This window comes from Sphingobacterium allocomposti, assembly GCF_008124885.1.
GTDB lineage: Bacteria > Bacteroidota > Bacteroidia > Sphingobacteriales > Sphingobacteriaceae > Sphingobacterium > Sphingobacterium allocomposti.
The window spans coordinates 167,101-190,244 of the sequence record NZ_VNHX01000003.1 but is presented as its reverse complement, the minus strand read 5'-3'; the positions used below and the strand labels follow the sequence as shown (position 1 = coordinate 190,244).

The window sequence follows — 23,144 nt, the reverse complement described above, 5'->3', positions numbered from 1 at the left end:
CTGCCATCGAGCAAGTTGTGGTAAGTTGTGTGAAATTAATAGGCATCGTGTTGTCTTGATAAAGAAACTGGTGTCGGTTCCAGGAGAGGTCATGAACATTTTAATCAATCATTGGGCATACCGGACAGATAGTCACAACGTTAGTAGCAAATCGAGTAAGTTTAACGAACGTATGAAAAACATCATTAAATGTATTGCAGGTTGCTCCTTCCTATGTTTAGGAACGAATGCTCTTGCTCAAAATCCCATTATCCAGACGAACTACACGGCTGATCCTGCACCTTTGGTTTATAATGATCGGCTGTACGTATACACGACCCATGATGAAGATGAATCGACTTGGTTCAATATGAACAACTGGCGTGTATACTCTACAAACGATATGGTTAACTGGACAGATCATGGTGTTATTCTTTCCTATACTGACTTTGAATGGGCGAAAGGTGATGCCTGGGCCGCACAATGCGTAGAGAAGAATGGTAAATTCTATTTGTATGTCCCAGCTATTTCTAGATATAATAATAAAGGAGCAATTGGCGTGGCAGTCGGCGATAGTCCAATAGGGCCATTTTATGATCCCTTGGGTAAACCGTTAGTTCAAAGTGAGTGGGGAGATATCGATCCGACCGTTTTCATTGACGATGACGGACAAGTCCATATGTATTGGGGAAATCCAAAGCTCAAATATCTGAAACTTAATGAGGATATGATATCGTATTCCGGTGAGACCATCGAAGTTCCAATGATTGAAGAGTCGTTTGGACGGCGCGAAGGAAACTCAGAACGGCCCACAAAATACGAAGAAGGCCCCTGGCTTTACAAGCGGAATAATTTATACTATCTATTCTGGCCGGGAGGGCCGCTCCCCGAGTTTATCGGCTACTCTACAAGCGATAAAGCCGAGGGGCCGTGGAAATACGCGGGAATTATCATGCCAGCGGAGGGGGGGGCGTTTACAAATCATCCCGGTGTTATTGACTTTAAAGGAAAAACGTATTTCTTCTACCATAATGCAGCACTACCCGGTGGTAGTGGATTCACACGGTCAGTGGCAGTTCAGGAACTTGAATTTAACGAGGACGGAAGTGTACGGCCGATGACGATGGCAAGAGGCATTACCGAAGCTATTGCGACCGTCAATCCTTTTGAATTAACGCAAGCCGAGACAATTTCTTGGTCTGAGCATGTCAAATCGTTTCAGAACGACAAGGTTGGAGTGTTTATTAAAGCTAAAAAAAATGATGCATTCACTTGTGTAAAAAATGTCGATTTCGGTACAGAAGGTGCATCTTCGTTCTTTGCTCGAGTGGGAACCACCCACAATGGTAACGTGCATATGGAAGTACGATCGGGGGCGACTGATGGTCCCGTTTTAGCAACCGTTAAAGTACCGATGACAGGAGGTGATGACCGGTGGATGGCACTAGAGGTAGAACTCAAGAATAAAATAGTTGGAGTTCACGATCTCTATTTTGTATTTAAAGGGAAGGCTGCTTCAAACATCATGTATTTTGATTGTTGGAAGTTTGGGAAATGACTAAGTAAAATGAATTTTTAAGTCAGCATATGAACAAAAAGGAGCAAGTGTGTAGCCAAAGTCCATTAACGAAACCTCTTCGCCATATATTGGCTTTGCTGGTTTGTTGTTTGTTTGTAACAGCCGGTTATGGAAAAATCCGGTTGCCACAACTGATCAGCGACCGGATGGTGCTGCAACGGGATATAGAACTCAATATTTGGGGGTGGGCAGATAAAGGGGAGAAAGTGACTGTACGATTTAAAGAAAAGGTGTATCATACCGAGCCTGACGAGAACGGAAAGTGGATTGTTACATTTCCACCACAGCAAGCAGGCGGCCCTTTTATTATGCGAATTAATGAAATAACCATTCGCGATATTTTGATTGGCGACGTATGGTTAGGATCTGGGCAGTCGAATATGGAAACTCCCATTACCCGTTTAACCGATCGGTATCCCGAAATAGAGATATCGAACAACCATATGATACGGTATTTTAAGGTGCCCACACAGCATAGTGCAGTTGACGGAAAAGATGACATTCCTCTTGGCGGAGAGTGGTATTCGGGAACGGCTTCGGATGTTCTGAAATGGACGGCATTGGCCTTTTTTTACGCACAGCAGGCCTACGAGCATACCCGCGTGCCACAGGGGATGTTGATCGCCAGTTTAGGGGGATCGGCAATAGAAAGCTGGATCAGCCAGGAACACCTGAAGCCATTTCCAGAGTTATTAGTAGATCAAGAAGCTTGGCGTACGATGAACTCTTCACAGCTCGCTGGCGAAACTGCGAAATGGACGTCTTTAGATTGGGATGACACCGACTGGCAAGTGATGGAACTGCCGGGATTCTGGCGTGATAAGGGATTAAATGCACGGGGAACAGTTTTTTTTCGAAAGGACTTTGTTTTGCCCGATTCTATGGCAGGCCGGTATGCTAAGCTGTATTTGGGAACGTTGATCGACAGCGATTCGGTCTTTATAAATGGTCATTTTGTTGGTTCGACGTCGTATATGTACCCACCAAGAAATTACCATGTTCGGGGGGGAATTTTAAAAGGTGGGAAAAATAACATCACCGTAAAGTTAACTGCCAACGCAGGAGATGGCGGTTTCATACCGGGAAAAGTGTATAAAATTTCCGGTGATCAATTGGAAATTGACTTGACAGGTGTGTGGAAATATAAAGTAGGAAGCGATTTAGCTGTCACCGAAGAATATCGGCAACGTCTGGAAAATATTAAAACAGCCGGATCGAGTTTATATAACGGCATGATCTACCCCCTGCGCGACTATAAAATAAGAGGAGCTATTTGGTATCAGGGAGAGTCAAACGCGGGGAGTCCGAAGAATTACCAGCATTTATTAACCTCTTTAATTGAAAATTGGCGGGAATTGTTCCATTGCGCAGAAATGCCTTTTCTGTTGGTACAGCTGCCAAATTATTCTACTGAACCTACAACTCCTCCGATATACAGCGGCTGGGCTTCGATACGGGAAGCACAACTTAATGTTGTTACGCAGGTGCCCTATACGGCGCTTGCTGTAACATATGATGTAGGAGAATGGAACGATTTACATCCACTTAATAAAAAAGACGTCGCACACCGGTTGTTGCTTGGGGCCAGAAGGCTTGTATTTGGGGAGCAGTTGGTGAGTTCTGGGCCGTTATATAGTGACATGAAAATTGTGAACGATAAGATTATTATTTCCTTTTCAGAGATTGGCGGGGGCTTACAAGCCCGGAATGGCAAGTTAAAGCATTTTGCAGTAGCCGGACCCGATAAGAAGTTTGTATGGGCGGATGCGGTTATCAAAGGAAATACCATTGTTGTTAGTAGCAATGAAGTAAAGCATCCGGTTGCTGTTCGTTATGCATGGAGCGATAATCCAGTGCAAGCCAATCTAATGAATAAAGAAGGGTTATTGGCTAGCCCTTTTAGGACTGACTACTGGTAAATAAAAAATGGGAGACATAAGAAGATGAATCGCTTAAAAAGTATATTGACTTTAACATTCCTGTTATACGGCATGTTGATTTTGGTATGTGGACAAGCCCGGAATCCGGTTATCTGGGCCGATGTACCGGATATGTCTATGATCCGAGTAGGTGACACGTACTATATGAGTAGCACAACAATGCACATGAATCCAGGACTCCCCATCATGAAATCTAAAAATTTGGTGGATTGGGAAATAGCAGGCTATGCGTATAATACGTTAGGAAATCTGGACGATTTCGAAATGGAAAATGGCAAGGATACCTATGGTAGAGGTTCGTGGGCAAGTAGTTTACGGTACCATAATGGTATATACTATGTTTCTACGTTTTCCAATAGTTCTGGATTGAATTATATTTATTCATCTACAGATCCAAATACTTCAGATTGGGAGGTCAAAACGTTTAAACCAATGGTGCACGACCACTCATTGTTTTTTGATGATGATGGTAAGGTCTATATGGTTACCGCAGGGGGGCGAATAGGTATACGTGAGCTGAAAAGTGATTTATCAGGTTTTAAAGAAGAAAGTGAAAAGAAAACCATCATCGAAGATGCTGACGCGATTACTGGTAAACCGAAAGGTTTACCAGCGGAGGGCGCACAACTGTTTAAAGCCAACGGTAAATATTATCTTTTTCTGATTACTTGGCCAAAAGGAAGCATGCGAACCCAGTTGTTGTTTCGTTCAGACAACATTATGGGGCCATATGAGGGGAAAGTTGTCTTAGAAGACAAAGGCGTGGCGCAAGGCGGCTTCATAGACAGCCCGGAAGGGGAGTGGTACGGATACTTTTTTCGTGACTCGGGCGCTGTAGGGCGTATCCCATATATAGTGCCTATGAAATGGGAAGATGGCTGGCCAGTGTTTGGCGATAAGGGAATGGTTCCCATGACACTAAATATTCCCGCCGAGCAGCCTGTTGTACCCGCGATTGTCGCGTCTGACGATTTTTCGCGTACAGGTGGAGACGTTGACTTACCTTTAGTCTGGCAATGGAACCATAACCCGGATCACCAAAATTGGTCTGTGAGAGAACGAAAGGGATATCTTCGATTAAAAGCAGGACACATAACGAATAGCTTCCTAACGGCTAAAAATACCCTTACACAACGAACCTTCGGGCCAACGTGTAGCGGGGAAGTTGCCTTGGATGTGTCGGAAATGAACGATGGAGATGTGGCGGGTATAGGTCTCTTGCAACGTAAGTACGGATTGATCGGTGTCAAAAAGAAAGAGGGGAAATATTACATTTTCGCTGGCAATGCACAGCGCGCCGACAAGGACAACGAGTATTATCAAGAAGATGAAGTAATACCGTTCGCAGGTGATATTGTTTATTTGAAAGTAGAAGCGAACTATATAAATCAGCGAGACGAAGGCTACTTTTATTATAGTATAGATGGGAAAAACTGGAAGTCTATAGGCAAGATCTTAAAGATGGTTTACACGCTAGACCATTTTATGGGGTATCGCTTCGCTTTGTTCAATTATGCTACGCAGAAAATCAACGGATATGTTGACTTTGACTATTTTAAGATAAGCGACAATTTGACCGCTAAAAACTAAAACGTATTATGTATGGAAAGATATTATTTTTCTCGGTTAAAAAAAGACCTGCTTTTGATCGCCACAGTATCCTTATTGTCGATGACCGAACTCGAGGCTCAGATTCCGTCGACACAGAGAGTTGAGCAGCAGCCTTTTGTACACACCGCTCAGGGCAACCCTTACCTGCCGCTATGGGAACATCTACCGGATGGCGAACCTCGGGTATTTGAAGACCCGGATAACCACGGGAAATATCGCGTCTACATCGTCGGTTCGCACGATGTCCGCTATGACAGCTATTGCGGGCCGGATATACGTATGTGGTCTGCACCCATAGAAGACTTATCCAGTTGGCGCGACGAAGGCGCTATTTTCACTTACGAAGTCGATGGACAATGGGATGTGATGTATGCACCGGACCTCGTTGAAGTTAAGCGAAAGGACGGAACCAAAGAATATTATCTTTATCCGCATAGCCGCGGCGCAAACAGGGAAGCAATGGTCGCTAAGGCAAGCCGACCTGACGGACCATTTACGCCAATTAACTTAACTTCGGACGGCCGTCGGACAGTTGAAGGCAGTATAATAGGTTTTGATCCGGCTGTTTATATTGAATATGTCACGGATCCCGCCGACCCCGATTTCGATATAGGCTTCCGAGCCTACGCCTATTGGGGATTCCAGCGTTCGCTGGCAGCAGAATTGGACCAAAACACCATGTATTCCATACGGCCCGGGACAAAAGTGATCGACCATTTTATTCCGGCTAGCGCACGTTATGGTGTTCTACGGGATCCTCAAGGAACCCAGTATCCCCATATATTACCCGGTGAAGATCTGGGCGCTTTTAATTTCTTTGAAGCGTCGTCTATTCGGAAGGTGGGCAACAAATATGTTTCTGTTTACAGTGGGTACTCTGGGCCTGAATATGGCCTGAGCAGTTCCAACTCCACTTTACGATACTTAATTGGCGACTCGCCATTAGGTCCTTGGAAAAGCGGTGGCGTCCTGATCGACTCACGTGCCCCCGTGCTGAATGAAGATGGGAGTTCCCTACAGCCAACCAACGGCGGTCATAATACGCATGGCAGCATCGAAGAAATTAACGGTCAATGGTATGTCTTCTATCATCGCCCCCCACGCGGATTCGGATTCGCCCGTCAAGCGGTTGTCGAACCGATTCAGGTACAATGGGACGAGAAGCCGGTCGCAGAGGGCGGGAGTGTCACAATCCGTGCATACGACCCCTATGCTGAAAATAAGATTTGGACAGCTAAAGACGGCCAAGGAAGGGAATACCAGGGCGCGCAGGTAACGTCAGAAGGATTCCATGTTTTTGGGCTGGATCCCTACCAATACTACTCAGCCGGATATGCTTGCTACCTGTCCGATGTAAGCACAATGCAGGACTCATGGGACATCTGGGATAACCACATGCCGATTAGTCCTGTTAAAAACGGCCATATCATTGGTTACAAACATTTTGGTTTTGGAGGCTTGAAAAAGGATACCTTGGGCTTAAAAGCGTTTAAAGGTACGGAACATGGCAACAATACTGCTTTTAACCTGTTTTTAACCCCAAAAAGCAAACATCCGTTTAAGATCCACGTATGGCTGGATGGTCCTTGGAGTAACCACGTCTGGGGCGGTAAAAAAATCGGCGAAATTGTCGTCCCCGCCGGTACAGAACAGATAGACACCAAATGGACGGTCGATGTGGCGCAATTTGTAGATCACTTGGATAAAAAACATGCTATCTACTTGGTTGCCGAAGGCGTCGAAGATGAAGAACTTTTCGTCTTAACCGGTCTAGGCTTTAGTTCCAAGGAAAAGGAAATCCACCGGCCGAAGGTACCTGCCGTGCAGATCGCCGTCAACGGCAAAGAAATTCAGCTACCTGCTGTGCCTGTCCGGTCGACCGCGGACAACGGAATTGTCGGCTATGACATTTACGAAGCTAAAGCCAAAATTTCTAAAGGAAAAACGCCCGTAGTTTCAGCTGCGGCGGACCACCCCGATGTCCAGGTGCGCGTTACTCAGGCGTCATCTGCGTCGGAAAAGGCAACCGTCGAGTTCGATTACAAAGGGGTGTTAAAAAAATATGAGGTTGTTTTCGAACCGGAATAGAAAGTTTTACGTAATTAACCGGCCGGGGAGTGGATTATAGCACCGTATAGGCTGCTGTTAATTTAAAGAAACAGAACGCAGTGAGCCAGGAACGTCATTGAACCACCGAAGGCAGCATGAACTGCGAGAAAGGGTTTATGAATACCAAAAAAATATGCTGATGAAAACGAAACGTTATTTGATAGGTACATTTTTTGTCACCGTCGTGATAGCCTGCACGAGCAAAGGGAATACGAAAGATAGCTACCCTTTTCGGAACCCAGATCTACCGGTGGAAGAGCGCATTGACAACCTGCTTGGGCTGCTGACGCTGGAAGAGAAGGTCGGATTGATGATGAATAGTTCAAAGCCCGTGCCCCGGCTCGGGATTCCCGCATACGATTGGTGGAATGAGGCGCTACATGGCGTAGCGCGCTCTGGAAAAGCCACTGTATTTCCACAGGCGATCGGTATGGCAGCCACATGGGACGAGACAAATCATCTCCAAACTTTTGAAATTATTTCTGACGAAGCGAGGGCGAAATATAATGAGGCTGTTCGGCGCAACGAGCGGGGACGCTATTACGGACTGTCGTTTTGGACGCCAAATATCAATATCTTTCGCGACCCCAGATGGGGACGCGGACAGGAGACATACGGCGAAGACCCATATCTGACCACCAGATTTGGGCTTGCAGCAGTCAAGGGGCTGCAAGGTGATGACTCGACCTACTTTAAGACTCACGCCTGTGCCAAACATTATGCTGTACATAGCGGACCAGAATGGAACCGACATTCCTACAACGCAGTCGTCTCTAACCGCGATCTATGGGAGACCTACCTGCCCGCCTTTAAAGCGCTGGTACAGGAGGGAAATGTACAGGAGGTTATGTGTGCGTACAACGCTTTTGATGGAAAACCATGCTGCGGTAGCGACAAGCTATTGCTTGATATCCTTCGGAATAGGTGGGGATTTGAAGGAATGGTCGTGTCCGATTGCTGGGCTATTGACGATTTTTATAAAAAAGGACACCACGAGTCCCATGAAACACCTGTGGATGCTGTGGCAGATGCCGTGTTAACGTCTACCGACTTAGAGTGCGGACAGTCTTACGAGCATTTGCTGGCGTCTGTTAAAGAGGGGTTAATTACGGAAAAACAGATTGATATCTCGCTTCGCCGGATATTGCGGGGATGGTTTCAGCTGGGTATGTTCGATCCGATAGATCGGGTTCCGTGGAGTAAGCTATCCTATGATATCGTTGCGTCAGAAAAACACAGGGAGCAAGCGCTACATGTCGCCCGGCAATCGATGACCCTGTTAAAGAATGAACACGGGACACTGCCCCTGGATAAAAGCCTGGAGCGGATTGCTGTGGTCGGAGCGAATGCTGCTGACAGTATGATGCTCTGGGGCAACTACAACGGTACACCAACCTCGACCGTGACTATTTTAGAAGGCATCAGAAAAAAGGTGCCATCAGCAGAAATTATCTATGAGAAAGGTAGCGATCTCGTTGATCCCTGGGTACGAAATTCGCTTTACGGGTCGTTCTTGACTGCCGAAAACGGCGAAAAGGGGCTGAAAGTAGAGTTTTACAACAATAATGCATTAGAAGGTAAGCCTGTACGCACGTTGACGAATAGCCTAGGAATCGAATATTCCAACCGTGGCGGTACAGCCTTGGCTCAAGGCGTCAATATGGAAAACACGTCGACGCGTATTTCGGGCCTGTTTGTCGCCCCTTATACAGGGGAAGTAGTATTCAAGGCAAATGCTAACGACGGCTACATCCTGCGGTTTGCCGGAAAGGAAATTGGTAAAATGGAAGGCCACGCCGCTGTGCGTGGCGCGGAATACGCCGTGCAGGTGGAGAAAGGAAAGGTATATCCCGTCGTGTTCGAGCATCGTCAGAAGGGGAGTATTCTGACCATGGGACTATCGGTATTTAAAAAAGAGAAGGCTGATTTTACGGATCTCACACAGCGGTTGAAGGAAGTTGATGTGATCGTCTATGCGGGCGGTTTGTCTCCACAATTGGAAGGAGAGGAAATGTACGTTGACGCAGAGGGTTTTAAAGGTGGAGATAGAACGTCGATTGACTTGCCGAAAATCCAACGCGAGCTGTTGGCCGCGTTGCGGAAAACGGGAAAACCTGTTGTTTTCGTTCTCTGTACGGGCAGCGCTTTGGCGCTTGAGCAGGATGAGATGAACTACGATGCACTCTTATGCGCTTGGTACGGAGGCGAGGAAGCCGGAACCGCCGTAGCCGATGTCCTTTTCGGAGATTATAATCCGGCGGGCAGGCTGCCTATTACCTTTTATAAGACACTGGCTCAATTGGACAATGCTTTAACCGGCACAGGCGATACAAAACGCAGCAGTTTTGAAAATTACGATATGCAAGGGCGTACCTATCGATACATGAAAGAAGAGCCGTTGTATGCGTTCGGCCATGGATTGAGTTATGCTAGTTTTTCGTACGAAAATATACAGCTTGAAAATCCGACCGTCAAGGGAAACGAGGGTGTGGATCTATCGATTCCTGTGACGAATGTTTCATCGATCGGTGGGGAGGAGGTTGTCCAGGTATACGTTACGCGAAAGAACGACCAATCGGCACCGGTGAAATCCCTTCGGGCGTTTGCCCGGGTTCCGTTGAATCCGGGGGAGACGAAGAACGTACGGCTACGTATTGATCCGGCATCTTTCTATTTTTATGACGAAAGGGAAGACGGACTAATACTGAAAACGGGTTATTATACCATTTTGTACGGAGGCACCTCCGCAACAGATGGGTTAAAAGCAGTGGAAATACGCGTTGTCGATTGATGAAACCATGGCTTGTAACAAATTGAAACGTTTATGTTACATCTACAAATACAATAAGCGAGAAATCGCAGTAATATTGCGTTAGCAACCAATATGTAAACAGTCTCGTATGCGAGAATATTGAGGGGAATTCGATTTATAAACCTGATCTCCTTTTACGGAAAATAATAGCGCATCAAGTTATTGTTGTTTTTAAAATGCAACCGGTTGTATTATAGTTAGTCTGGAAGATAAGACACTAAATATATACTTAATATGATGACAAAACCTAATTTTTTATCGCTTGGCATCTTAAGAATGGCAAGAGGGAGTCTGGTATGCTGGCCGATTTTGATGCTACTGACATTGCTGATGGCCGGTAATCTATTGGCACAAGAACGGACGGTCCAAGGAAGGGTGACAGCTGTAGATGGACAATCCTTGGAGGGAGTTTCCGTGCGGGTGCGGGGAACGGAAACAGCCACATTAACGGGGACAGATGGACGGTTTACACTTCCGGCACGTTCTGGAGCAACATTGACGTTCTCTAACGTCGGCTATAAAACGCAGGAGTATGTGCTTGGGAACGCGCTTACCGTCGATATTATAATGCAAGCCGACGATATTGCCGTGGAGGAGGTCGTCGTCGTTGGGTATGGTACCCAGCGGAGGGAAGCGGTGACAGGCTCGGTGGCATCGATAAGCGGTGAGCGAATGAACGAGGTTCCTGCCTCAAATATCTCGCAGGCGTTGCAGGGACGCGTTGCCGGTGTGCAGATCATGCAATCCTCTTCGAAACCCGGCGCGCCGATGCAAATACGTATTCGGGGTACGCGTTCCTTAAATGCGAGCAACGACCCTTTGATCGTGTTAGATGGGATACCCTTTGCCGGATCAATAAGCGACATCAATCCTATCGATATTAAGAGCGTAGATATCCTAAAAGATGCATCGGCCACCGCTATTTACGGATCCCGCGGCGCCAATGGGGTTATGTTGGTTACCACACATAAAGGATATACGGGACAACAGACCCGTGTAAGCTTCAACAGTTTCACAGGTCTTAAAACGTTGTTCGGCAGGTACCCGATGATGAATGCCGAAGAGTTTATTAAATTACGTGAGACGGCCGGTCGTTTCCAAAATGGAGCGGATGAATCTAACGATATAGATACGGATTGGCAGGATCTATTGTATAAAAACGGAATCATGACGAGCCAGGATCTAAGTATCTCTGGAGGTACGGAAAAGACGGCTTACAATTTCAGTACAGGTTATTTTCGGGACGAAGCCGTCCTGCCCGGGCAAAATTTTGAGCGGTTTTCGTTGAGGGGAAGTTTAGATCAGAAGGTGGGCAGCTTACTGCGTCTGGGACTGACGACCAATAACAACTATTCGATTAATCGTGGGGGAAACCTCGGGCTGTACAGTACGCTGAGTTCAACGCCTATAGCAAACCCTTACAACGAAGATGGTTCATGGAAGGATGTTGTCCGGTTGTCGAATGATAATCAGTGGGTGTATTCGCGGGAAAGAATAGAAAATCTCGGCAACCGTTGGATAGATCAGACCAAAGGATTTGGATCCTATAATACGTTTTTTGGAGAGGTTAATATTCCAGGGATAGAAGGACTGAAATATAGGGTAAATGTGGGCTTGAACTTCCGTACAACAAATGGTGGAAGCTATACAGGGGAGGGCATATTTAGTGCAGACCCGACGACGCCATCAAATGCGACCATAAGCAATTCACTAAATACGCAATGGACAATCGAAAATCTGTTGACATATGATCGTACTTTTGCCGACAAGCATAATATTAATGTAGTAGGGCTGTATTCAGCAGAACAGGTTATGTTCAATAGTTCGCAGGTCCGAGCGCTGCACATTCCCGCGGATCAATTTCAGTTTTATAACCTCGGACACGCCACAGGCGAAATTACGGTCGATCCGAACAATCAGGGATATTATAAGACAGGGCTGATGTCTTGGATGGGACGTGTGATGTACGACTATGACGGGCGTTATATGTTGAGCGTGACGGCACGTGCGGACGGTTCCTCGCGTTTGGCGCCTGGTCATAAATGGCATGCCTATCCGGCGATTTCGGCGGGCTGGAACGTAAAGAATGAAGCTTTTATGGAGAATGTTAACTGGTTGGATGCGCTGAAACTGAGAGTCGGATACGGACAAACCTCTAATCAATCTGTAGATCCCTACAAAACGCTGGGACTCCTAAGCACGCGCCCATACAATTTCGGACGGGAATTTGCAATTGGTTATTATGTGTCGGAATTGCCAAATGCGGCACTAGGTTGGGAGTATACCACAACTTGGAATTACGGTCTGGATTTTTCTGTCTTTAACAGCCGGTTACGCGGTACGGTGGAGTACTACACCCAGCATACAAAGGATCTTTTACTAAGTGTTGGTCTACCGTCTACCGCCGGTGTCGGAAGTTATATGGCCAACGTCGGCGAAACACAGAACAAGGGTTTCGAGCTCTCCTTGGATGGACTCATATTGAATAGTGAGAATGGGTGGTCATGGGAAGCAGGTGTCAACTTTTACCTAAATCGCAACAAACTTCTGGCATTGTCGTCAGGACGTTTGCGCGACGAGGCCAACTGGTGGTTTGTCGGACATCCTATCGATGTTATTTATGACTATGAAAGAGTCGGGCTGTGGCAGGAAGGTGATCCTCATTTAGATATTTTGGAGCCCGGTGGGAATGTAGGGATGATTAAGGTGAAGTATACGGGCGAATTTAACGCCGACGGTACTCCGGTACGACAAATTAACGCGGAGGATCGGCAGATTATTAATACTAATCCTAATTTCGAGGGAGGGTTTAACACCCGGGTGTCTTACAAAGGATTTGATTTGGGGATGGTTGCGGCATACAGAAACGGCGGTGTGCTGATCAGCTCACTATATTCTTCCTCCGGTTATTTGAATCTGTTGAGTGGTAGACGGAACAATGTCAAAGTAGACTATTGGACACCGGAGAATACAAATGCTAAATACCCCAAGCCGGGCGGAATTGAAAGCAACGACAACCCAAAATACGGTAGTACCTTAGGTTACTTCGATGCTTCTTATTTGAAGGTACGGACAATTACTTTGGGCTATAACTTTAGGAATGATGGTTGGCTCAAACAACGGGGTATCAGTGGCCTACGTTTGTATGGAACTGTCCAGAATCCGTTTGTGTTGTTTTCTCCTTATCACCGTGAATCGGGTATGGATCCCGAGCCGAACTCGTATGGTAACGAAAATCAGGCGGTGACAACGTCCTTCCAGGAACGTATGTTAATTATCGGAACCAATACCCCCGCCAACCGGAATTATATGATTGGTCTTAATTTGACATTTTAAGTATGAAGATTATGAAGAATATACATATCAAGGTTTCAATAGGGATCGCCTGTACTGCCTTATTGTTTGGCAGCTGCAACCAAATATTGGAAGAGGAGCCCCGAAATATATTTACGCCAGACTATTTTAAAACGGAAAAGGGCGTGATGGGGGGCGTGACGGCGCTATACGGGCATTTACGCTGGATATATGGAAATGGGTATTATCTTAACGCCTGCCTGACAGGAACAGACGAGTACACCTATGCACAGGCTGCGGATGCCAATTTCAGGGATTTGGATCTTTCCGGAGTAGGAATCGTTACTCCTGAAGGAAGCCGGGCCGATGTGTTATGGAACGCAGCATTTCCGGCAATCAACACCGCTAGTGGAATCATTGAAAATGCCGAAGAGGTCGGGACGATATCGGATGCGTTGATTGCGGAAGCTCGTTTCTTTCGAGCGTTTGACTACTTTCTTCTGGTGCAGACCTTCGGTGGCGTACCGTTGGATTTGGGAGCAGGGGAGCTGAAATTTAATACTTCTACCTTTCGGGGATCCGTACGTAATACCGTACCGGAAGTGTATACTAAAGCCGTTTTCCCGGACCTGAAACAGGCTATCGAAGATCTACCTGAAATAGGACGGGTAACGGGAGGTGTGACTAAGACCTTGGCGAGGCTGTATTTAGCAAAGGCTTATCTTACGTATGCGTGGTGGTTAGAAAACCCAAACAACATTCCGACCTATCCTGAAACTGCACGTACTGATCCGGATGGACACAATGCGGGCTACTATTTTCAACAGGCTTACAATATTGCAGTCGATGGAATAGAAAATCCTGGAAATTTTGGGCTGGAAACGACTTACTACGATGTCAACTATGCCCCAAATGACCGAAATAAGGAAATATTGCTATACGCAGATCATACCGAGGAAAGTGAATACTTTAATGGCGGAAGTCATTCTTGGGGGAACGGCGGATCGCCAGACAACTTTGCAGTTTGGATGGTCACCTGGGATTATACCTTTCTGGAAAGTGCAACGACAGCAGATTGGGCATCTGTTGTCCGCTCCGTACAACGCCAGGCCGCGCAGGCTTATGGCAGACCGTGGACACGTATGGCTCCCACCCAAAACGCGATCATTAATACCTTTGCCGATAAAACGAACGACTCCCGGTACGACGGAACGTTTGTAACGACTTGGAGAGGTAACTGGGATAAAGCGGGCTTACCTAATGCAGTGCTGTATAATGCGAATGGTATGCCTGTACGCCCGGGGGATGCTATCCTAACTATTTTGAACGAAGAGCCAGCGCAGCCGATAGACTATTCAAATACGACTTATAAAAGCAATGTTGGGGCTGGCGTACTACCGGGCAGAGCAGACTTTGTCATGGGGCCAACCGCCATAAGCCGCCGTAAATACCCGAATCTATGGAAGCTGGGCATGTATCGTACGAACGATGGTGGCGGACTAGGGCAGCCAAATGGCGGAAGCACAAGACCTTTCAATATTGCTAAATTCTCGGAACTCTACTTTGTAGCAGCCGAAGCAGCCGTAAAGGGAGCATCTGTACAGGCGGGCAAAAGTGCGCGCGACTTGATCAATGTTATCCGCGCGCGTGCCGGTGTATGGCGCTGGGACAATAATGGAAACGTAGAGAAAAATCAGGATCAAAGTGCGCAGATGATAGCGGCGACGCCGTTGACTATAACGGTGGATTATATCCTAGACGAACGCTCCAGAGAGTACTTCGGTGAAGGGTACCGCTGGTTTGACCTAGTAAGAACACAAAAATGGCAGGAACGGGCCAGAACATATCAGATTGCAGGGCCAAATATCCAGGATCACACGCCGGTTACGTTTAATCGTACTATAGAACCCTATCATTATCTACGCCCAATACCGCAAGGACAAATGGACGCAATGGAATTGGAGCCCGCCGCCAAGACGGCTTATCAGAACCCAGGGTACAATTAAGCGAGAAAACGGTTACACTTTTTTTTCCAACCGAAGGTGCCATTTTTTTGATGGCACCTTCACTTTTTGATCCGATGATGATTAAATACGATGCCCCGGCTCTCTCTTGGATGTGCATATTATAACTTTTATATTTCCTCTAGAAAGAAGCTTGATGGCAGAGGAGAGATCTATAATTGCTTTTTTTATAAAACGCGGTTTTTTTGCACCTAAAAGGTAATTTATCTAAGTTTGTTACTAAAGCAAATTCCAATGCGGAGATGAAACAAGAGGTATTCTAAGCTGTGTACGGGAACGGACAACTCTTTTTAACAGACGGAGGAGAATTGATCAGGCAGAAAACATAATCGAAGTAAACATAAAGGATGGTTGTCGGAGCGCACAACAAAAAGGAGCACACAGTTATTTGCTGTCAGCATTATCCAGCTTAAAATCAAAAGTATATGCAACACTCTTCACAGGCAGAAAGCATCTTGGCACAAATCAATACTGAAACGAAGCTCGGTGACCTGCGGAAAATTGCGGCGCAGATCAAAAAGAACCATGAGCTGGCTTTGGAGCTTTGGTCAACGGGCCAGTTTTTGCCCAGACAGCTGGCAATTTTGATTATGGATAAAAAGCAACTTTCCCAAGAACTCATTGATAAGCTCGATAACGACATTGCACAGCACGTTGAAGACGAAAGACTTCAACTAGCGGATTGGTTAATGGCAAACCAGCTTTCCAAAGACAAACACACTATTGCATTAATGGAAACTTGGGAAAACAGGCAATCTCCACTGCAAAGACGGATTTATTGGTACTATCAAGCTCGTTTACGTTGGGTAGGGCAAAAGCCGTCGAACAGCGAAGAATTACTCGCAAAGATTGAGAGCCGTATCGAAGGAGAGGTGCAGGAAGTCCAGTGGGCAATGAATTTTACGGCGGGCTGGATCGGAGTTTACGAAAGGAAGTATCGAAGCCGTTGTATTGCTCTAGGCGAGAAGACAGGCCTTTATAAAGATGAAATGGTGTCAAAAGGATGCACGCCCAATTATTTGCCGGAGTTCATCGCAATAGAAAGCAGCAAGCGAAACATCTGAGATTACCTATCCTTCGTGTTAAGGAATCTTCAAGGTAATATATTTTAAGACTGCTAAACTAAGAATTTATTTATATCCCCCCAAGAATTCTGCTTGATCCGCGATTGCTCTTATTTATCAGAATAACAGCAAGTTACAAGGTGAAAAAAATGGGACAAGTCTATCGTTTTTAGACTTGTCCCAAGATGTGATCCCGCTGGGATTCGAACCCAGGACCCATACATTAAAAGTGTATTGCTCTACCAGCTGAGCTACGGAATCTTACTTCTTAGTTTTTCGAAGTACCCTTCGTTGTTTGAAGTGATGCAAAGGTAGAAAAAATGTTGATAGTTGCCAAATAGCCGGAAGCATATTTTTTGTTCTGCAAGGTAAGGTCTTGTTTTTCAGTCAAAAAAAATGATAAGCTAGAATAGGGCTTTGACCATGCGGTCGGCGCCGTTGAGATCCTGCTTCAAGACCACCGTACGATATCCTTTTTTTCTTAAAAGTTCGGCCGTTTCCTGCCCCAGGTGTTCGTTGATTTCAAAGTATAATGCTCCTTTTGGGGTCAAATGGGATCTGCCGAGGTCGGCAATCACGTCATAAAAGAGAAGAGGCGTATGCTCTTCCACAAACAGGGCGCTGTGCGGCTCGTATTGCAGCACGTTGTTATGCATCATGCTCTTCTCCTTAGGCGTGATATAAGGAGGGTTGCTTACAATAATATCGAATCGCTGATCCGTGCTTAAAAAATACTCCCATTCCATTATATCGGCAGTAATAAAATCGACAATAACGTTATTCCGAGATGCATTTCGCCGGGCAAGGTGTATAGCTTCGCCGGAAATATCCACAGCCGTAACAGAAGCATTCGGCATATTTTTTTTTAATGTAATGGCAATACATCCGCTGCCCGTCCCTATATCGAGAACGTTCAGCGAGGAAGTCGGCGCATTGTTTTCCCGAAGGATCCAGTCTACCAGCTCCTCCGTTTCCGGCCTGGGGATTAAGGTGTGCTCGTTAACTGAAAACTCTAGACCATAAAACGGGGCGTGTCCCACAATATATTGAATAGGCTGTCCGGTTTGAAGCTGATCCAGGATGGCATGCAAGGAAGCAAGGACGTCATCCTCCGGCGCCATGTTGCTATCTAAGGCATAGTCTACACGCCGCTTTTTTGTAATATGCGTGTAGGCCGTCAGAAAAAGTTCTTTAATTTCCGAAGGCTCGTAAAGTGAATGTAATGCCTGTTGATAAGCATCTGCTAGTTCTCTTAAGGTTTTCATATATATAAATTACTTCTGGATCGCCGTATGGCCATGTATTTTAAGCGTATATGCTTGCACGAACGGTTAGTCCCGGTTCACGCCCAGTTGCATAAGACGACATATTTCAGACAACAAACTTACAAAAGCTTGAATCACTTTTTGATATTAAATACTAGTTTTGCAGTATGCAACAAGACGAGAGGTACATGCGGCGTTGTCTCGACCTCGCCGTCCTTGGAATGGGAACGGTCAGCCCCAATCCAATGGTAGGCGCAGTTATTGTATATGAGAACAGGATTATCGGTGAAGGCTATACTTCCCCTTATGGCGGTCCGCATGCCGAGGTGAATGCTGTTGAGGAGGCGATCGCCCGGTTCGGTGAACAGGAGGCTTCGAAGCTGTTCCATGGATCGACGCTGTATGTGAGTCTCGAACCCTGTGCCCATTACGGAAAGACGCCCCCCTGTGCGGATATGCTTGTTGCTAAAGGATTCAATAGGGTGGTTATTGGGTGCCTTGACCCGTTTGCGAAGGTGAACGGACAGGGGGTCAAAAAACTTCGTGACGGCGGCATAGCAACCGAACTTGGCGTGCTGGAACAGGAATGTCTATTTTTAAACCGACGTTTTTTTACGCGGGTTACGAAGCAGCGCCCCTATGTGATTTTAAAGTGGGCGGAAACGTCGGACCGTTTTTTTGCACCCGAAGAAGATGCGCAACGCTGGATAACCAATAAAGCCAGCCGGCAGCTTGTACATAAATGGAGAAGCGAAGAAGACGCTGTTCTGGTAGGAGCGGCTACTGCAATAATAGACAATCCTGCATTAACCACACGTCTGTGGAAGGGCAAGCATCCTAAACGCATTGTCATCGATCGGGACCTCCGCATAGCAGACGATGCTGCGATTTTCGACGGAACGTCCGAAGCTATTGTTTTCAACGCAAAGCAAACCGATTGGAAACCGAATAAGAAGTTAATTCAGCTAGAGAATTTCGATCTCTATCTTGCACAGAATATCCTTTACCAACTCTACCTGATGGATGTACAATCGTTGATCGTTGAGGGCGGAGCGAAGACATTGCAGCTTTTCTTGGATGCAGGCTTGTGGGACGAGGCCCGTGTGTTTGAATCGGCCGCTCGATGGGGCAAAGGAAAAGCTTCTCCACGCATCGAACAATTTCCTTCTGAAGAAATTAACGTGGGGGACGACCGGCTAAAACTCTACTACAAGGAAGTTTAATGTATTTTAGGGCTATCCAACAAATCACTTATATAGCCCAGCACTTCCTGTTCCGAATAGCCGTCTTCTAACATAGAGAAGGTAAGGTAGGCGGCATATATTTCCGCACTGAAGACCACATGCTTGTCTTCAATGATTTTGTCGATAACATCCTCTTGAACGTCTATGCCGATATGGTGAAGTTCATTGTGTAAGTTGGTCGATATACTACAGTGATCTTCTCCGGAGGCGAAGGCTGCTATAATATGGAGAATAAATTTGTCCATCACCTCTGGGCTGATTTTGCTGGCTCTCTCCCCATAGCTAGCTAGATCTATTCTGTTTTTAGCACTATTGACGATTTTGTCCCAAATAAGGTATTCTGTTTTCGTGTGCATAATAATAGAAGTTTATAATTATCCTAAAGTTACGAAAAAGAAGGTATTTAAAAAACATGTAAGCGTTTTTTGATTCTATAACGCGTACTTAAAGCTTGGCGGACCTGATCGGATGGTGCCGAGAAGAGGGGTGAGGCAGGAGATACGTATGTAGCCCGGCGTCAGCCAACCTCTTCACATCTGCCGATTGCAAAAGGTATTCTCGTGCAACATGGTTAGGATAAAAAAAATAATCTGCTCATTTTCAATATTCTAAAAAACGCGGTAAAACATATATCGAATTCTTTCGTTTTGTAACTATCAACTATAAGCTACTATTTAATCAACTGTAAACAAAAACTACTATGAACCACATTGGTATCAACTTGCTAACAATTAAACAAAAAACTTAGGGATTTCTGCTCTTTCTGGTGATTTATTGACTTGCGGTACGCTGTGTTGTGCAACGGTGCAGAATCGAGCGCCGACAGGCCTTCCGTAATTCATATTGGCGGTTACCTAAGAGTGGGCAGTCCTGTGGAAAAAATTTAAGTGTCATTTAAACATATATTGGGTGTGTGTTGGGTAATGATGCAGCGTATTTTAAAGAGGGAATCAAATAAATCTAATCATATAAACTTAAACTTACACGTATGCTAATCAAAAGATTCTACAGAAAAGAGCTGAAAAAGCTCCTGTGGGCAGGAGGGACCGCGTTGTTATGCTGTGGTTATCCTGTTTTAGACAGTCATGCCTACACATCCACTTCTGAAGCTCGCGTCCTGAGCCCTTTCCAGCAGGAAAAGATCACGGTAAGAGGGGTTGTTCGCAATCAGGAGACCGGTGAACCTATGGCCGGAGTTACAGTTTCCGTTGTTGGGACTACGCTGGCAACTACGACGGATGCCAATGGCGGGTATGAACTGCAGGATGTTCCTGCCGATGGCCAGTTACAGTTTAACATGGTGGGAATGCAGATGGTTACCGAACGCATCTCTCGGCGAAGCGCCATCGATATTTCGCTGACTTCAGCCAACGCCAACATTGACGAAGTGGTAGTGGTCGGTTACGGCGTACAGAAGAGGGAGAACGTGACGGGTTCTGTCGTTGCCGTGAAGGGGACTGAATTGCAAAAATCGCCCGCTTTGAACGTCTCCAATTCCATAGCCGGGAGGGTGCCGGGGGTGATCGCAACAAACGGCAGTGCTGAACCCGGATACGACGGCTCCACCATCAAAATCCGCGGTACAAATTCTCTGGGAGACAGTGGTCCGCTCATTGTGATCGATGGCATTCCCGCCCGGCAAGGGGGCTTCGAACGCCTTAACCCAGCGGATATCGAGAACATTTCCATATTAAAGGACGCTTCGGCCGCCATTTACGGAGCGCGGGCCGCCAACGGCGTCATTCTGGTCACCACGCGCCGAGGCAAAACCGGAAAGCCACAGTTGTCTTATAATTACAACCACGGCGTGTCCCAGCCCACCGTCGTGCCCAAACTCGCGGATGCGGTTCAATACGCGGAGATGCGGAATGAGCTGGAAATTTTCAAGCTCCCCGTAGCCGAGTGGAACGCCGCCTTAAATGGTTTCAATACCACGGGAAGCTATGCCCGCCCTGACGGGACAACTGTAACAGCGCCATTTACACCGGAAGACCGGGAACTCTTTGCTAATGGAACAGACCCATGGGGCCATCCGAACACCGACTGGTATGGCGCCGCATTGAAAAATTGGTCGCCTCAGGAGAGGCATAACCTCCAGATCGACGGAGGGACAGAGGATATGCGCTATCTTTTATCGATCGGATATCAAAATCAGGACGGTTATTACAAAAACTCGGCTACAGGGTATAAGCAGTACGATTTTCGGATCAACCTCGACGCCAATATCAGCCCCTATATAAAAACGCAGTTTGGCGTGTTGGGACGGCAGGAAGACCGTAACTTCCCGACCAAGAGTGCGGGCACAATCTTCCGGATGCTCATGCGCGGTAACCCGACGATGCCTGCCTTTTGGCCCAACGGTATGCCCGGACCCGATATCGAACATGGGGAAAACCCGGTCGTAATCACGACGGATCAGACCGGTTACGACAGAGACAAGCGCTATTACCTGCAAACCAACGGACAGATTGATATCACGAACCCCTGGATAGAAGGGTTAAAATTGTCTTTAAATGCGTCGGTCGATAAGTATATCAAAAAGACAAAAAGATGGGAGATTCCTTGGTACCTATATACTTGGCAAGGGGATTATGAAGAAGATGGGACTACGCCAAGGCTCGTTCGTGGAATCCGGGGACCTGCCGACCCACGGCTGACCCAGGGCGACGAAGATCAGCTAAATATTTTGATGGGAGCGGTGTTAAGTTACGATAAGTCTATCGGTGATCACAACCTGAGCCTTTTGGCCGGGGTGAACAGAGAAACGATACGTAATGATAACTTCAGTGCGTTCCGACGCTATTTTATCTCGCAGCGTATTGACTATCTTTTTGCAGGAGGAGATGCAGAAAAAGACAATAACGGGGGGGCATGGGAGCGTGCTCGTTTGAATTACTTTGGGCGGGTCGGATACAACTTTAAGAATAAATATATCGGGGAGTTTCTATGGCGGTATGATGGTTCCTATATGTTTCCGGAAAATTCCCGCTATGGCTTTTTTCCCGGAATTATGCTAGGTTATCTCGTGTCGGAAGAGGATTATTGGAAAGATAATATTTCATTTATTAACTATTTTAAGATCCGCGGTTCATATGGGGAGATGGGAAATGATAATATTTATTACGACGATGCTTTGCAGGAATATCAGTACTATTCTACGTATGCGTTTGGAACGTATATCATCAACAATGACGTCGTCAAGTCATTATATGAGAGCCGTGTACCAAACAACTTTATCACCTGGGAGGTAGCCAATAATTATAATCTGGGCTTTGACTTTCAGTTTTTTGGCGGAAAGATGAACGCAGAGATCGATCTGTTTAAGAACAGCAGGGAAAGTATTCTTTGGCGTCGTAATGCCTCCATTCCCCAAAGCACGGGGATGACATTACCGGCCGAGAATATCGGAAAAGTGGACAACTCGGGATGGGAATTTAACGTCGGATGGCAAGATCAGATAGGAGAGGTCGGATACCGGGTGTCCGTAAACGGCGGTTATGCGAAAAATAAGATTATCTTTTGGGATGAAGCACCAGGTGCTCCCGCGTGGCAACAAAGTACCGGAAGAGCCATTAACGCCGGGCTATATTACATCTACGATGGCGTATTCCGTGATCAAGCTGAAATAGATGCAAACAATATCGACTATAGTGCGGTAATAGGAAACCTTCGCCCCGGCGATATGAAGTACTTGGACTACGATGGAGATGGACAGATTACGCCCGACGATCGTGTACGGAGAGACAAAAATACTGATCCTACCTTTCAGGGCGGTATTAACCTCGGTTTAACGTATAAAAATTTTGATGTAAGCATCCTCTTTCAGGGAGCTACGGGCGGAGAGCTGCGCGTAGGCACAGATGAGTCCGGAGCAATAGGAAACTATTTATTGGACTTTTATGAGAACAGATGGAAAATCGATGATCCCAGCAGCATACATCCGCGTATCACCGACAGGAGTGATCAATACTATTCAAACAATAACACCTATTGGCTACGTAGCACCGACTATATTCGCTTGAAGAATGTTGAGCTGGGGTACAATCTGCCGAAAAATTTGTTAGATAAAGTGGGCATTAACAATCTACGTGTTTATCTGAGCGGTTTAAACCTGCTGACGTGGAGTAAGATCAAGGTATACGATCCGGAGTCAACAAATCAATTGGGACAATATTATCCGCAGGCACGTCTGGTGAACGCCGGCGTTATGGTATCATTTTAAC

The 23,144-nt window shown here is 46.3% G+C and carries 12 protein-coding genes and 1 tRNA gene; 10 read left to right on the top strand and 3 right to left on the bottom strand.

The features are described 5' to 3' along the window. Positions 1-172 precede the first annotated feature (172 nt). From BC792_RS03700 to BC792_RS03665, 8 genes are all read left to right on the top strand, one after another. A complete protein-coding gene (locus BC792_RS03700) occupies positions 173-1,537 on the top strand; it encodes a glycoside hydrolase family 43 protein (RefSeq protein ID WP_148907636.1) in 1,365 nt (454 codons plus the stop codon). Positions 1,538-1,566: 29 nt separating this feature from the next. Beyond that, a complete protein-coding gene (locus BC792_RS03695; RefSeq protein WP_211357466.1) occupies positions 1,567-3,477 on the top strand; it encodes a sialate O-acetylesterase in 1,911 nt (636 codons plus the stop codon). Between the two features lie 24 nt (positions 3,478-3,501). Further along, on the top strand, positions 3,502-5,088 hold the full coding sequence (locus tag BC792_RS03690; RefSeq protein ID WP_148907635.1) for a glycoside hydrolase family 43 protein: 1,587 nt from the start codon (positions 3,502-3,504) through the stop codon (positions 5,086-5,088). 12 nt (positions 5,089-5,100) lie between these two features. Next, a complete protein-coding gene (locus BC792_RS03685) occupies positions 5,101-7,197 on the top strand; it encodes a hypothetical protein (protein ID WP_148907634.1) in 2,097 nt (698 codons plus the stop codon). 160 nt (positions 7,198-7,357) lie between these two features. Next, positions 7,358-10,009, top strand: a complete 2,652-nt coding sequence (locus tag BC792_RS03680; protein WP_148907633.1) for a glycoside hydrolase family 3 C-terminal domain-containing protein — start codon at positions 7,358-7,360, stop codon at positions 10,007-10,009. A 297-nt stretch (positions 10,010-10,306) separates the two neighbouring features. Beyond that, on the top strand, positions 10,307-13,366 hold the full coding sequence (locus BC792_RS03675) for a SusC/RagA family TonB-linked outer membrane protein (protein WP_211357464.1): 3,060 nt from the start codon (positions 10,307-10,309) through the stop codon (positions 13,364-13,366). Between the two features lie 11 nt (positions 13,367-13,377). Further along, positions 13,378-15,330 carry a RagB/SusD family nutrient uptake outer membrane protein gene (locus BC792_RS03670; RefSeq protein WP_148907632.1) on the top strand — a complete coding sequence of 651 codons (1,953 nt, stop codon included), beginning with the start codon at positions 13,378-13,380 and terminating at the stop codon, positions 15,328-15,330. A gap of 443 nt (positions 15,331-15,773) precedes the next feature. Further along, a complete protein-coding gene (locus BC792_RS03665) occupies positions 15,774-16,412 on the top strand; it encodes a DNA alkylation repair protein (protein WP_148907631.1) in 639 nt (212 codons plus the stop codon). A gap of 188 nt (positions 16,413-16,600) precedes the next feature. On the opposite strand, the gene BC792_RS03655 is transcribed toward BC792_RS03665, so the two are convergent. Both BC792_RS03655 and prmC read right to left on the bottom strand, forming a co-directional pair. Continuing rightward, positions 16,601-16,673: transfer RNA gene (locus tag BC792_RS03655), tRNA-Lys, on the bottom strand. A 143-nt stretch (positions 16,674-16,816) separates the two neighbouring features. Then, the gene (prmC, locus tag BC792_RS03650) at positions 16,817-17,677 is read right to left on the bottom strand and encodes a peptide chain release factor N(5)-glutamine methyltransferase (RefSeq protein ID WP_148907630.1); all 861 of its coding nucleotides are present in this window, start codon (positions 17,675-17,677) and stop codon (positions 16,817-16,819) included. 167 nt (positions 17,678-17,844) lie between these two features. On the opposite strand from prmC, the gene ribD reads away from it, so the two are divergent. Then, positions 17,845-18,900: a bifunctional diaminohydroxyphosphoribosylaminopyrimidine deaminase/5-amino-6-(5-phosphoribosylamino)uracil reductase RibD gene (gene ribD / locus BC792_RS03645; protein WP_148907629.1), complete on the top strand. Its 1,056-nt coding sequence runs from the start codon at positions 17,845-17,847 to the stop codon at positions 18,898-18,900. On the opposite strand, the gene BC792_RS03640 is transcribed toward ribD, so the two are convergent. Beyond that, entirely contained in the window at positions 18,897-19,277 is a 381-nt protein-coding gene (locus BC792_RS03640; RefSeq protein WP_148907628.1) for a hypothetical protein, read from the bottom strand. The genes ribD and BC792_RS03640 overlap by 4 nt on opposite strands. A gap of 632 nt (positions 19,278-19,909) precedes the next feature. On the opposite strand from BC792_RS03640, the gene BC792_RS03635 reads away from it, so the two are divergent. Continuing rightward, positions 19,910-23,143: a SusC/RagA family TonB-linked outer membrane protein gene (locus tag BC792_RS03635; protein WP_148907627.1), complete on the top strand. Its 3,234-nt coding sequence runs from the start codon at positions 19,910-19,912 to the stop codon at positions 23,141-23,143. The last annotated feature ends 1 nt before the right edge of the window (position 23,144 follow it).